At 71.3% G+C, this 12,861-nt stretch carries 15 protein-coding genes; 6 read left to right on the forward strand and 9 right to left on the reverse strand.

All coding sequences use genetic code 11. The features are described 5' to 3' along the window. Nucleotides 1–127: 127 nt before the first annotated feature. A complete protein-coding gene (locus tag BG418_RS29375; RefSeq protein ID WP_188277009.1) occupies nt 128–1,045 on the reverse strand; it encodes an aminoglycoside phosphotransferase family protein in 918 nt (305 codons plus the stop codon). Here BG418_RS29375 and BG418_RS29380 point away from each other — a divergent pair. Beyond that, nucleotides 1,044–1,715 (forward strand): rhomboid-like protein, encoded by a 672-nt coding sequence (locus tag BG418_RS29380; protein ID WP_188277010.1) that lies wholly within the window; start codon nt 1,044–1,046, stop codon nt 1,713–1,715. The genes BG418_RS29375 and BG418_RS29380 overlap by 2 nt on opposite strands. Here BG418_RS29380 and BG418_RS29385 read toward each other — a convergent pair. After that, the gene (locus tag BG418_RS29385) at nt 1,693–2,436 is read right to left on the reverse strand and encodes a thioredoxin domain-containing protein (protein ID WP_223185539.1); all 744 of its coding nucleotides are present in this window, start codon (nt 2,434–2,436) and stop codon (nt 1,693–1,695) included. The two genes, BG418_RS29380 and BG418_RS29385, sit on opposite strands and share 23 nt — an antisense overlap. Nucleotides 2,437–2,594: 158 nt before the next feature. Between BG418_RS29385 and BG418_RS29390 the strand changes: the two genes are divergently transcribed. Then, complete coding sequence (locus tag BG418_RS29390; protein WP_188277011.1) at nt 2,595–3,992, forward strand: FAD-binding oxidoreductase; 1,398 nt, start codon at nt 2,595–2,597, stop codon at nt 3,990–3,992. Between the two features lie 33 nt (nt 3,993–4,025). Here the strand turns inward: BG418_RS29390 and BG418_RS29395 are convergent, their stop codons facing one another. Both BG418_RS29395 and BG418_RS29400 read right to left on the reverse strand, forming a co-directional pair. After that, nucleotides 4,026–4,547, reverse strand: coding sequence for a DUF6879 family protein (locus BG418_RS29395; protein WP_188277012.1), 522 nt, complete (start codon nt 4,545–4,547; stop codon nt 4,026–4,028). 78 nt (nt 4,548–4,625) lie between these two features. Next, complete coding sequence (locus BG418_RS29400; RefSeq protein WP_188277013.1) at nt 4,626–4,817, reverse strand: hypothetical protein; 192 nt, start codon at nt 4,815–4,817, stop codon at nt 4,626–4,628. 371 nt (nt 4,818–5,188) lie between these two features. Between BG418_RS29400 and BG418_RS29405 the strand changes: the two genes are divergently transcribed. From BG418_RS29405 to BG418_RS29415, 3 genes are read left to right on the forward strand one after another with little or no spacing between them, the layout of a single operon-like run. Next, a complete protein-coding gene (locus BG418_RS29405; RefSeq protein WP_188277014.1) occupies nt 5,189–5,443 on the forward strand; it encodes a hypothetical protein in 255 nt (84 codons plus the stop codon). Then, nucleotides 5,415–5,930, forward strand: coding sequence for a DUF6879 family protein (locus BG418_RS29410; protein WP_188277015.1), 516 nt, complete (start codon nt 5,415–5,417; stop codon nt 5,928–5,930). Before BG418_RS29405 ends, BG418_RS29410 begins: the two co-directional genes overlap by 29 nt. A 14-nt stretch (nt 5,931–5,944) precedes the next feature. Continuing rightward, complete coding sequence (locus BG418_RS29415; protein WP_188277016.1) at nt 5,945–6,793, forward strand: helix-turn-helix transcriptional regulator; 849 nt, start codon at nt 5,945–5,947, stop codon at nt 6,791–6,793. An 11-nt stretch (nt 6,794–6,804) separates the two neighbouring features. Here the strand turns inward: BG418_RS29415 and BG418_RS29420 are convergent, their stop codons facing one another. Continuing rightward, nucleotides 6,805–7,806: a zinc-binding dehydrogenase gene (locus BG418_RS29420; RefSeq protein ID WP_188277017.1), complete on the reverse strand. Its 1,002-nt coding sequence runs from the start codon at nt 7,804–7,806 to the stop codon at nt 6,805–6,807. Between the two features lie 76 nt (nt 7,807–7,882). After that, nucleotides 7,883–9,049: an NAD(P)-binding protein gene (locus BG418_RS29425; RefSeq protein ID WP_188277018.1), complete on the reverse strand. Its 1,167-nt coding sequence runs from the start codon at nt 9,047–9,049 to the stop codon at nt 7,883–7,885. Between the two features lie 129 nt (nt 9,050–9,178). Here BG418_RS29425 and BG418_RS29430 point away from each other — a divergent pair, with 129 nt between their 5' ends. Next, on the forward strand, nt 9,179–9,847 hold the full coding sequence (locus BG418_RS29430; protein ID WP_223185540.1) for a pentapeptide repeat-containing protein: 669 nt from the start codon (nt 9,179–9,181) through the stop codon (nt 9,845–9,847). A 149-nt stretch (nt 9,848–9,996) separates the two neighbouring features. Here BG418_RS29430 and BG418_RS29435 read toward each other — a convergent pair whose 3' ends face one another. From BG418_RS29435 to BG418_RS29445, 3 genes are all read right to left on the reverse strand, one after another. Continuing rightward, entirely contained in the window at nt 9,997–10,500 is a 504-nt protein-coding gene (locus BG418_RS29435; protein WP_188277278.1) for a hypothetical protein, read from the reverse strand. Nucleotides 10,501–10,859: 359 nt separating this feature from the next. Beyond that, the gene (locus tag BG418_RS29440; protein ID WP_188277020.1) at nt 10,860–11,489 is read right to left on the reverse strand and encodes a response regulator; all 630 of its coding nucleotides are present in this window, start codon (nt 11,487–11,489) and stop codon (nt 10,860–10,862) included. Continuing rightward, entirely contained in the window at nt 11,486–12,676 is a 1,191-nt protein-coding gene (locus BG418_RS29445) for a sensor histidine kinase (protein ID WP_223185648.1), read from the reverse strand. The genes BG418_RS29440 and BG418_RS29445 overlap by 4 nt, the downstream gene beginning before the upstream one ends. Nucleotides 12,677–12,861 lie beyond the last annotated feature (185 nt).

The following is a 12,861-nucleotide window of genomic DNA, read 5'->3' on the forward strand; positions in this document are numbered from 1 at the left end:
AGGCCAGGGAGCGGTCGCGGGCATTCCGGTCTGCGGGACGGGCACCCGGGACGCTCCCGAGAGGGCACCCGGGAGAGTCCGGGAAAGCCCAGCCCAACCACGCCCCCGCCCCGGCGCCACGCCCCGCTCACCACCCCCGTACCACCCGCCCCGCCTCCACCTGCTCGGCCTCCAACTCGCCCTCGTCCTCGATCTCCCACAGGCAGTTCTGCAGCACCCGCCCCAGCGTCCACGCGCGCGCCCGGGCGCGGTCCAGGCCCAGTACCTCCGTCATCGCGTCGAAGCGCCACCGCAGCTCGGCCGCGTCGAAGCGGTTGACGAGCGCGGGCAGCAGCTCGAAGCCCGGGTCGCCCGCCAGCGGTTTGGGGTCGATGGCGAGCCACGGCTCACGCTCGGCGGCGAGCACGTTCTCGTAGTGGAGGTCCCAGTGCAGCAGCCGGTCGCCCGGTTCGCCGGCCACCTCCCGTACGGCCGCCGCGCAGTCCTCCAGGAGCCGCCGCTCGGCGGGGTCGCTGAGCTCGCGTACCGCCCGGGGCGTCTCCTCCAGCATCCCGGCGGCGACGTCCGCGAGGCGGCGCATCCCGGGCGGGGCCGGTACGGACGTGAGCCGGGACAGCAGGTCCGCGATCACCATGACCGCCTCCCGGGAGTCGGCCATATCAGCCAACTGCCGGGCGGAGTCGAGACGTTCCAGCAGCATCGTGCCGGTCGCCTCGTCGTGGCGCAGCAGCCGGGCCGCGCCCGCTCCGCCCCACGCCCGCAGCGCCACCGGCTCGCCCTCGGTCTCCTCGTCCACCAACTGGAGCTTGAGGACCGCCGGGGTGCCGTCGGCCGCCGTCACCGGCAGCACCAGCGCGCACATCCCGTGCATCGGGGGCCCGTCCAGTCGCAGCTCCCAGCGCGCCGCGAACTCCTCCACCCGGCCGGGCAGCGCCGCCCCGAAGGCGCGGCCCGCCTCGCCGTTGAACTCCGTCAGGGTCGCGACCAGTTCTTCCGGAATGTCGATCACCCACCCGACCCTACCGGCGTGCGTGAATCGGTCCATGAGCCGATTCCTCCGGACGGGCCCGCGCAGAGCGGCCGCCGCCGCCCGGCGTTACGTCCGCAGCGCCCCCGGCACGTACCTCTGGCTGGCCGTGCTGTTCGTGACCACCATCGCGCTGCACCACATGTCCCCGGAGTTCGAGCACGACTTCCTGCGGCAGCGGTCGACCAACATCCATGAGCTGTCGACCAATCCCGTACGCGTACTGATCACCAGCGCGCTGTGGATCGACGGCGGCCACTGGCTCCCGTACGCCGTCCTGTACTCCGTCTTCCACGCCCAGGCCGAACGCTGGCTCGGCACCCGCCGCTGGCTCGCCGTCGTCGTCCTCGCGCACGTCCTCGCCACCTACATCAGCGAGGGCGCCCTGCTGTGGGCGATCCGGCACGGCGTCGCCCCGCACCACGCCGTCAACACCCTTGATATCGGGGTGAGTTACGCCCTGGCAGGGGTTGAAGGTGTGCTGACGTATCGGATCGCGGCGCCCTGGCGGTATCTCTACCTCGTCGCCCTGCTCGCCTTCTACGCCGTCCCGCTCATCAACGGGCGCACCTTCACCGACCTCGGCCACTTCACCGCCGTACTCATCGGGCTCGGCTGCTACCCGCTCGTACGGGGGCGGGAGACGTGGAACCCCACCCAGGTGATCAGGCGATTCCGGCGTCCTTGAGCACCTTCGCGAACTCGTCCGCGTCCAGGATCGCCGCGCCGTTGCCCGGCGGGCGCTTGCCGTCGATGAGGACGGTCGGGCTGGAGTTCACGCCGGACTTCTCGAACGCCTTCTCCGCCGAGGCCACCCACTCCTTGTACGTGCTCTCGCGCACCGCCTTGTCGAAGGCCGCGCCCCGCAGACCGGGGACCTTGTCGGCGATGCGCAGCAGGTTGTCGGCGGTGTAGCCGTCGGTCGCCTCGTCCTCGGGCTGGCTGGCGAAGACGGCCGCGTGGTACTCCGCGAACTTGCCCGCGTCCACCGACGCCCGCAGCGCGTTCGCGGCCCGCTCGGATCCGCCGCCGCCGAGGTTGCGGTCGAGGAAGGACGCGATCGTGTAGCGGATCTTGATCTTCCCGGCCGCCGCGAGGTCGGTCAGCGGCACCGCGCCCGACGACTCGAACTTGGCGCAGAACGGGCAGCGCGGGTCCTCGTACACCGTGATCGTGTGCGCGGCCTGCGGGCTGCCCACGACGATTTCCGCACCCTCCACCTTCGCGGGCAGCTTCGCGAGCTTCGCCGCGTGGGGGGACGTCTTCACGGCCAGCTCTTCGGCGGCGGAGGAGGAGCTGGAAGAGCCCGAATCACTGCCGCACGCCGCCGCCGAGATCCCCACCGTCGCCGCCACAGCCAGCGCCAGCGCCGTCCGGCGAACCTTGCGTACCGTCGTCATACGAGCCATCTCTCCCAGCGTCGAACATAAACCTCAAACCCGTTCATACTGAAGCTATGTGCCGCGCGGACGCGTCCGGCGCGCCGGAAGTCCCGACCCGCCGGGACCAAAGTCCTGCGGATTCCGTCTCTGGACAGGCGTTCGTACGCGGTGTACCAACAACCCCCATGAGCACGCGCACGATCAACGGCGGTATCTCCTTCTGGTACGCGCAGGACGGCATCCCCGCTCCCCGCGAGCCCCTGACCGGCGACGCCACGGCGGACGTCGTGATCGTGGGCGGCGGGTACACGGGGCTGTGGACGGCGTACTACCTCAAGAAGGCCGTCCCGTTCCTCAACATCACCGTCCTCGAAGCCCGTTTCTGCGGCTACGGCGCCTCCGGGCGCAACGGCGGCTGGCTGTACAACGGCATCGCGGGCCGCGACCGGTACGCGAAGCTGCACGGCCACGACGCCGCCGTACGCCTCCAGCAGGCCATGAACGACACCGTCGACGAGGTCGTCCGGGTCGCGGCCGAGGAGTCGATCGACGCCGACGTCCACCGGGGCGGAGTGCTCGAAGTCGCTTACACGCCCGCCCAGTTGAGCCGCCTCAAGGCGTTCCACGCCGCCGAGCTGGAGTTCGGCGAGAAGGACCGGCTGCTGCTCGGGGCGCGCGAGACCGCCGAGCGCATACGGGTCGCCGGGGCCGTCGGCTCCGGCTGGACCCCGCACGGCGCGCGCGTCCACCCCGTGAAGCTGGTCAAGGGTCTCGCGGCGGCCGTCGAGGCGCTGGGCGTCACGGTGTACGAGTCCACGCCGGTCACCGAGATCCGGCCCAAGCACGCCGTCACGCCGTACGGCACCGTGCGCGCCCCGTACGTCCTGCGCTGCACCGAGGGGTTCACCGCGTCCCTGAAGGGCCAGCGGCGCTCCTGGCTGCCGATGAACTCGTCGATGATCGCCACCGAGCCGCTGCCGGCCGAGCTGTGGGAGTCCATCGGCTGGGCGGGTCGCGAGACGCTGGGCGACATGGCGCACGCGTACATGTACGCGCAGCGCACCGCCGACGACCGGATCGCGATCGGGGGGCGCGGGGTGCCGTACCGGTTCGGGTCCCGTACCGACAACGACGGGCGTACGCAGCCCGCGACGATCGAGGCGCTGCGGGAGATCCTGATCCGGTTCTTCCCGCAGCTGGCGGGGGTGTCGGTGACGCACGCGTGGTCGGGGGTGCTGGGGGTGCCGCGCGACTGGTGCGCGACGGTCACGCTGGACCGGTCCACGGGGCTTGGGTGGGCGGGGGGTTACGTGGGGTCCGGCGTCGCCACCGCCAACCTTGCCGCCCGTACGTTGCGGGATCTGGTGCGCCAGGACTCCGGTCAGGGCGGACCCACCGAGCTGACCTCACTGCCGTGGGTCAACCACCGGGTGCGGCGATGGGAGCCGGAGCCTTTGCGGTGGGTGGCTGTGCAGGGGATGTACGCGGCGTATCGGGGGGCGGATCGGCGGGAGCTCAGCGCCCGTTCGGCCCGCACCGACCGAGTCGCGGTGGTCGCGGATCGGATCTCGGGGCGGCACTGAGGCGGGGGCCGGTCGATCGGTCGGAGCGGCCGATCAGATCCGGTAGTCGGCGTGCGGTGTGGCCCGCTCCCAGACCGTCTCGAAGGCGGTCGTGCAGAGCTTCGCCACCTCGGGGCGTTCGTCCAGCTCCGGGCCCGCTGAACTGCCTGTTCCGGTGAAGTGGTTCCACATGATGACGCGCTCGTCGAACAGCCAGAAGTCGTTTCCGGGCAGGGCGAGGTCCGATGCCCGCCGCCGGGGAAGCCAGCGGACCGACTCGCCTGCCGCCAGGTTCTGGTACGTACAGCCGTGCTCGTAGGCGATGTACTCGCTCACGGGTTCCGAGACGATGCGCGCGCGGCGGAAGGCGACGCCGCGTGCGGTCGCGTCACGTACCCAGGTGTGGAAGTCGTTCCACCAGGCGGCGGGGTCGGGGTCCGGGCGCCAGCCGGCGCGCCAGGCCTCGAACTCCGCCACCTCCTCGCCGATCCCGTATCCGTCCCGCATCTCCAGATGGACGGCCGAACGCCGGGTGTTCGCGAGCAGGTCGACGAACTCCGAGTCGGTCTGCGACATAGCACGCCTCTTGCGACGTCAAGTGCACATGCACATAAGGCACTTATGAACTGGCCCAGCGGCTGTCAGGTGGCCGACTCAGGGGCGGGCCCCGTCGCGTCGGCAGTGCTCGCACACGTAACGCTTGCGCAGCACGAGCCGCATGGCCGCCGGGTCCTTGTGGGCCCGGCAGACCCAGGAGAGTTCCGACCGTTCCGGCAGGTCGTGCTTCAGGAACTCGCGGAGCGTCGCGCGGGCGCCTCCGCTGCTCTCGGGTGGATCACTGCTCATCGTCTCCGTCCTCGTGCTGGTCGGGCTCCTCGGTCGGGGGGTCGGCCGGGGTGATCGTCTCGTTCTGCCCCAGGTCGTAACCGTTCACTTCATCCCTGCCCATGATGGGCCTCCTCTCGTTGGCTTGGTCCAAAGGGCTGGAAGGCTTCGGCGTATACGGCGAACCCGGCTGGACAGCCCACATCACTCGTCACCATCCCCTCGGTGCTGTCGTGGTGATGAGGACGCTAGGAGCCAACGTGGCTGGGTCTCCATGAACTTGCATGTGTTTGCACGCCAATTCGCTGTGACAGTAGCTGTATTGACGCCGTCGATGGTGCTCAGCAAGGCTTGTGCAAGCCGGAGCAAGCACCTGGACCAGGGAGTCAGCCATGGCTGTGGAGTTCGTCGGTATCGACCCGGACACCGACCGGGATCACTGCCCCACCGTGTGGGCGGACGCGAAGACCCAAGAGATCCTGGTGCAGGGATGGAAGCCGAATGTCGAGACTCAGGCGCAGTGCGAGGCAAGCAGCCCCGCGAACGGCCCGGTCCCCGACAGCGAAGCCATCGTCAGGATTCCGGCGCGGATGATCCCGATGATCAGGGAGGCCTGTGATGCCATCCAGCGTGCCCAGCTTCGCTGAGCTGCTCGGGCGGTGCGAGCGGTCCGCCGTCCACTTGGAGTTGCGCGACTCCTATGCTCCGACGGACCGGTTCGACGCGTGGCGGCGCGGTGAGCGGATCGATTGGGCGGACCGTGAATCCTGGTGGCATCCGTACGACCAGTTGATCTCGGACACCGTGGCGCGGGGTGTGGTCATTCGTCGCGCCCGGGTCGTCTCCGAACCCGTCTCGGAGTACATCCGCTGGGAGCACTACGTCACGCACGCCAACATCACGGCGGGCGAGGAGATCCGGTGGCTGCCACGACGACGGGCCACGGACATCCCCCTGCCGGGCAACGACTTCTGGTTGTTCGACGACGCCCTGCTCAGGGTTCACCACTTCTCGGGAGACGGGGCGGTGGTCGAGGATGAGGTAACGACGGATGCGGAGACCGTGAAATTGTGTTCCACAGCCTTCGAAGCCGTCTGGAAACGAGCGGTCCCGCACCGCCTGTACGAAGTCTGACGAAAGCCAGTTCCTTGCCTCCACACCCCTCTTCAAGCGTTCAGAAGGCCCGCGAGGACCTGGCCGGCCGTCTGCGCGACATCCGGAAGGACGCGGGAATCAGCGGGCGGGAGCTGGCTGTCAGGTGCGGCTGGTCGGAGTCGAAGTCGTCGCGCATCGAGAACGCCAGGACACCGCCGTCCGACGCGGACATCAGAGCATGGTGCAGGGCCTGTGGAGCCGACGGCCAGGTCCCGGACCTGATCGCGGCGAACCGGCAGTCCTCCAACGCCCATGTTCAGTGGCGAAGGCTCCAGCGGAGCGGTCTGCGCCTCCTCCAGGAGTCCACAGGGGATCTCTATCAACGGACCGGAGTGTTTCGGGTCTACGTATCCGACGTGATCCCCGGTTTCCTCCAGACGCCCGGATACGCAGCCGCTCTGCTGTCGTCCATCGCGCGGTTCCGGGGAACCCCCGATGACGTGGGCGATGCCGTGACCGCCCGCATGAAGCGCAACGAGGTGTTGAGCAAAGGCGCGTGCCGGTTCTCGTTCGTCCTGGAGGAGTCGGTCCTGCGTCATCGGCTGTGCAGCGCCGAGACGATGGCCGCACAGCTCGGCCAGGTGCTCGGGGCCATGGATCTCCCGCATGTCGCTGTAGGCATCATCCCGTTCGCAGCGCAGCGGACGGTGTGGCCCATGCCGACTTTCACGATCTTCGATGACACCAGGGTGCACGCGGACACGCTGGATTCCGCTTCCACGCTCACACAGCCGAGCCAAGTGGAGCTGTACGAACGAGCCTTTCAGCGACTCTCGCAGGAGGCCCGCCGGGGCGCCGAGGCGCGCGCTCTTGTGGCGGAGGCATTGGCAGTCCTCGGCTAGTCCGCGCCCCGTCAGGGGATCAAGACCACCTTGCCCGTAGTCCCCCGCGTCTCCAGCGCCCGATGCGCCTCCGCCGCGTCCGCCAGGGGATAGCGCTGGACCGCCGGGCGGAGGCGGCCCGCTGCCGCTTCTGTCAGGGCGCGGGTTTCCAGGGTGCGGATCGGGTCGGGGCCGCCCGCTCGGGACAGCATCGTGGGGCCCAGGACGCTCTCCGACGTGATGGCGCGCTCCGTCAGGTATTCCTCCGTGAACGTCAGGGGGCCGCCGTCGCGGATTCCCTCGCTCGACCAGCCGTAGATCAGGTGGCGGCCGCCGGGGCCCAGCAGGTCCACCGCCGCGCGGGCCGTGGGGCCGCCCACCGAGTCGAAGACGACTGTGGGGTTGGACGGGACGAACTCGCGTATCAAATCCGGCCAGTTGGGGAGCAGGTAGTCGATCGCCAGGTCCGCGCCGTTCTCCCGTACGCGTGCGGTCTTCGCGGGGCCGCCCGCCAGGCCCACCACCGTCGCGCCCGCGTTCTTCGCGTACTGCACCAGCAGGGTGCCGATGCCGCCCGCCGCCGCCAGGACGATGGCGACCGAGTCCGGGCCCAGGTCGGCGAACTGGACGATGCCCATCGTCGTACGGCCCGTGCCGATCATCGCCACGGCCTCGGCGGGGTCGAGGTTCGGGGGGATCTCGTGGAGCCTGGCGGCGTCGACGACGGCGAGTTCGGCGTAGCCGCCGGGCGCCATGCCGAGGTGGGCGACGACCTGCTTGCCGAGCCAGGCGGGGTCGGTGCCCTCGCCGAGCGCGTCGACCGTGCCCGCGACCTCGCGGCCGGGGACGGTCGGGAGGGTGGCGGGCGCGGGGTACGGGCCGGTCAGGCCCTCGCGCAGGGCCGTGTCGAGCAGATGCACCCCGGCCGCGGCGACGGCGATCCGCACCTCGCCGGGGCCGGGGACGGGGTCCTCCGTCTTCTCGTACGTGAGGTTCGAGGCCGGGCCGAAGGCGTGGAGGCGGATCGCGTGCATGGGGCTCACCTTGCTCCTGTTGGTGGTGGTACGCCCCTTACCCTCCGACCTCAAGTGCGCTTGATGTCAAGCGGGGTCAAGCCGACTTGAGCGACGTCAGGCGCAGGCTCCGCACGGCCAGCGCCGCCGCCTCGATTCCGCTGGTGAACGCCACCTCCGAGAGGACTCCGGGCGCCGCGACCATGTCGCCCGCGACGTACACGCCGTGGCCGCGGTCGATCGCCGGGCGGTCGCGCCAGGTGGTGCCGGGGAGGTCGACCGCGCCCGTACGACCGGCCGCGAGCGCGTCGCGGCGCCACGCGACCCGCTGGCGCCAGCCCGCGAACGCGGCGTCGAGCAGCCGCTCCCCGCGCGCGACGCCGTCGGCCTTCGACTCGTGCGGGGCGATCGGGAACTGGGCCTGGAGCAGCTGGTGTCCGGCGGGGGCGAGGGTGCGGCCGTGGGCGGTGAAACGTTCGATCCAGCCGGGCGCCTCCAGGTCGGAGACGATGAACGGGTCGCCCCGGCGCGAGGTGAGCCCGAGGTCGAGCAGGGCGGTGCGGCCGCTCGTCCAGCGCAGCGAGTCGTCCCCGAGCAGCCGGCGGGCGGCGTCGAGCGAGGTGGCGATGACGACGGGGCCGTGGTCGTCGGGAAGCGCGTCCACGCGCGCGGTGGTCTCCACCTGCACACCCAGCTCCCACGCGCGCGTGGCCATCCGCTCGACCAGCGCCCCCCAGCCGCCCACCGGATACCGGGCCTCCGGCGGCAGCGCGGCGGCCCGGTGCAGCCGTTCCTGGACGAACGCGGCGGAGAGCGAGCCCGGATCGTGGTGGAAGACCGCGACGGCGGCGTAGTGCGCGGCCGCGCGGGCCGCCTTGGCGCCGACGATCTGGGCCGCCCAGGAGGTGAAGTCCTGGTCCACCGGCGCGAGTTCCGGACTCTGCCGGGCCAGCTTGAGCAGGGCCAGCGGCGGGGTGTGGCGCAGGGTGCCGTCCCAGTGGAAGCGGAATCGCGCGGCTTCCAGCGGCGGTACGGAGGCGACCGGACCGAGCAGGCCGCGCCGTTTGAGCCAGGCCCAGTGCGGACCGCCGTTGTAGAGGGCGTGCGGACCGTCGTTGGTGAGGTAGGGCCCCTCGGCCGTACGCGCGCGTCCGCCCAGCGTGTGGTGCGACTCGTACAGGTTCACGCGTGCACCGGACTCGGCTGCGGTGATGGCCGCGGTGAGCCCGGCGAGGCCGCCGCCGATGACGGTGATCCGGTCCATGCTGCTCTCCTGTCGCTGTACGGGCACTCACCGTTAGAGACGGAGAACGGTAGGTGGAATGTGACAGGCGACTGAATGTGGCAGGTAAGGGGCGGGGCGGTTGTCAGTGGTGTGGTCCAGCATGGAGCCATGGCGAAAAGGGCGAGGGAAGTGACGGCGGTGCGGCGACCGGAGGTGCGGCTGCCGCCGCTGGCGCCGCATGGTCCGGCGGAGCTGGAGACGGAAGGGGACTACGACGGGCTGGAGTTCCGCAACCTGGACCTGTCGGGCCAGGAGGGCAACGGATCGCGCTTCATGGACTGCGGTCTCTACGGCTGCGTCCTGGACGAGACCCGGCTCGCGGGCGCGCGCCTCATCGACTCGGTGCTCTCGGGTGTACGGGGCGTGGGCACCGACCTGTCCCGCGCGTCCCTGCGGGACGTGGAGATCCACGACGTCCGCATGGGCGGCATCCAGCTGCACGGTGCGGTCCTGGAGCGGGTCCTGATCCGCGGCGGCAAGATCGACTACCTCAACCTGCGGGACGCGGAGCTGCGGGACGTGGTCTTCGAGAACTGCGTGCTCTCGGAGCCGGACTTCGCCATGGCGCGCCTGGACCGCGTGGCGTTCGCGGGCTGCGAGCTGCGGCGGGCGGACTTCACGGGGACGCGGATGAAGGACGTGGACCTGCGGGGTGCGGCGGTCCTGGACATCGCGCGGGGCGTGGACCGCCTGTCGGGTGCGGTGATCACGCCGACGCAGCTGGTGGATCTGGCGCCGGCGTTCGCGGCGGAGGTGGGGGTGCGGGTGGTGGGGTGACGTGGCTTTTGGGCGCGGTGTGCGGGCTGGGGCCGCGCCCGGGCTGGGTGCGGTGTGCCGTTGGCCCGGGCCCGGTGCTGGGTGCGGTGGGCTGGCCGCCCGGGCCCCGACCCGCGCTCGGCTCTGGCTGAGGTGCCGACCCCGTAGCGCTAGTCCGTCAGGCGGGGGAAGCGGGACTGGAGGGTCCAGATCACGGGGTTGTCGGCCAGGTCCTCGTGCATGTCCGTGAGGTCGGCGATCACGTCGTGGAGGAAGTCGCGGGCCTCGCGGCGCAGGAGGCGGTGGCTGAAGGTGAGCGGCGGCTCGTCGCCGGGCATCCAGTCGGCCTCCACGTCCACCCAGCCGAACCGTCGCTCGAACAGCATTCGGTCCGTGGACTCGGTGAAGTCGATCTCGGCGTACTGGGGCCTCGACGCGCGGCTGCCCCGGGGGTCGACGTCCAGTGCCTCGACGGTGTCGCACAGCGCCCAGGCGAAGTCGAGTACCGGGACCCATCCCCAGGCTGTGGATACTTCGCGGTCCGCGTTGGTGTCCGCGAGGTAGACGTCGCCGCAGAAGAGGTCGTGGCGCAGTGCGTGTACGTCCGCGCGGCGGTAGTCGGTCTGTGGGGGGTCGGGGAAGCGGTTGGAGAGGGAGTAGCCGATGTCGAGCACGGTCGATGGTCCCACGGATGGGGGTTGACCCCCTTCCGGAGCCCCCCCCGGGGTGCCGCCTGCGGCGGGCGGATTCCCCACCCCGCCCCTTCCCGAAAGCCCTGGGCGGGCGGCCGGGTTCTTTGTCTGGCCGCCGGTGGGGGCTTGTCGCGCAGTTCCCCGCGCCCCTAGGAGGGCCCGAAGGGCCCATTTAAGGGGCGCGGGGAACTGCGCGAGCAACCCAGCACGATCCGCAGACGAAGCGGGGTGCAGGGGCGCAGCCCCGCCTGGGGTCCGGGGCCCCGCCCCGGGAGACCGCCTTCACCCCCACCCACCCCCGGAGGGTTTAGGGAAGGGGCGGGGTGGGGGAAACGCCCCCGTTACGGCAGCAGGCGCTGCTCCTTCGCCACTGACACCGCCCCCGCCCGCGTGTCCACCCCCAACTTCTCGTAGATCCGGCCCAGATGCGTCTTCACCGTCGCCTCGCTGATGAACAGCGCCCGCGCGATGTCGCGGTTGGCGAGGCCCTGGGAGAGCTGGGCCAGGATGTCGCGTTCGCGGGAGGTGAGCGCGGGACGGCCCGCACCCCGCATGCGTTCCATGACGCGGCTCGCCACCGGGGGCGACAACGTCGTACGTCCCTGCGCCGCCGCCCGGATCGCCGCGAACAGCTCCTCCGGGCGTTCGGCCTTCAGCAGATACCCCGTCGCCCCGGCCGCGATCGCCCGCGTGATGTCCGCGTCCGTGTCGTACGTCGTCAGGACGAGCACCCGCACCCCCGTCGCCGAGATACGCCGCGTCGCCTCGACCCCGTCGATACCGGGGCCGAGTTGGAGGTCCATCAGCACCACGTCCGGCCGTTCCTTGGCGACGGCCGCCACCGCCTCCTCGCCGCTCCCCGCCTCCCCGACCACCTCGATGTCGGGCTCGCTGCCGAGCAGGGCGAGCAGTCCGGCCCGTACGACCGCGTGGTCGTCGCACAGCAGGATCCGAATCCGTACGGGGTTCACAACCGTTCCTCCGGCTCAGAAACAGAATCAGGCTCCAACGGGATCGACGCCGACAGCACCGCCCCTTCCCCCGGCGCCGACTCCACCGTCAGGCTGCCCCCGAGCTGCCGCACCCGCGCCCGCATCGCGGGCAGCCCGTGGCCCCGACCAGCACGGCCGCCTCCGGCCTCCGGCACCACGAACCCGCGGCCGTCGTCGGCGACGTCCAGCACGATCTGGTCACCCAGATAGGTCAACGTGAGCGCGGCCGTCTGCGCGCCCGCGTGCTCGCGTACGTTCGCCAGCGCCCCCTGCGCGATCCGCAGCAGCGCGGACTCCACGCGGTCGGGGAGGGTGGTGGGTGTTCCGTCGACGTGCAGTCGTACGAGAAGACCCGCCGCGGAACCGGCCGCCTCCGACTCCCGCGTCGCCAGTGACCGCAGCGCCTCCGGCAGGCTTCCGCCCGCCGCGAGCTCCGCGGGGGCGAGGTCGTGGACGAAGCGGCGGGCCTCGGCGAGGCTGCGTTCGGCGATCGACTCGGCCGTACGGACATGGCGGCGGGCGGCCACCGGGTCGGACTCCCAGACGCGTTCCGACGCCTGGAGCAGCATCTGCTGGCTGGACAGGCCCTGGGCGAGCGTGTCGTGGATCTCCATCGACAGGCGCTGGCGCTCGGCGAGGGTGCCTTCGCGGCGCTCGGTGGCGGCCAGTTCGCGCCGGGTGCGCAGCAGGTCGTCGATGAGCAGGCGCTGGCGGTCCGCCTGGCGCTGCATATGGACGAACACGGCGGTGGCGACGGCCGCGACGGCGGGCGGGGCGAACACGAGGTTCGGGTCGAAACCGTCGGCCAGCATCAGCTGCGCGGCCACGACGAACGCGGTCAGGAGGCCGACGAGGACGAGCGCGGCCCGGGTCGGCAGGGTCCGCAGCCCCGTGTAGAACAGCGGCACCGCGCACCACGCGAAACTCGGCGCGAGCACGACCAGGACCATCCAGACCGCCACCACCACCCCGAGCCACACCGACCGCCGCCCGGGCGTCGGCCGCGTCCCCGGAGCCGACGCCAGTACGTACGCCGGGCCCAGTACGTACAACACCGCCAGCGCGACCGAGAGCGCGATGATCCACGGGGTGCGGGGGTCGCCGGGGTGGCGGATCAGGAAGCGGGCGAGCGAGGCGGCGAGGAGGAGGAAGAAGGCGGCGTGCATGACGGCGGGCAGCCAGCGTTCGTCGGCGGCCGTCGTCCCGATGCCGTCGGTCCCCACACTCGCCTCCCGCCTTTGACCTGCGCGTACGTACGCATCCGTACTCATCCTGACCCGGCCGGGCCACCCCCGCATCAACCGATCGGTTGAGGGGTGGGTCCACCGGTACGGGAGCGGGGACGAGCCGG

Origin of the sequence: Streptomyces sp. CBMA152, from assembly GCF_014596475.1 — a bacterium.
GTDB lineage: Bacteria > Actinomycetota > Actinomycetes > Streptomycetales > Streptomycetaceae > Streptomyces.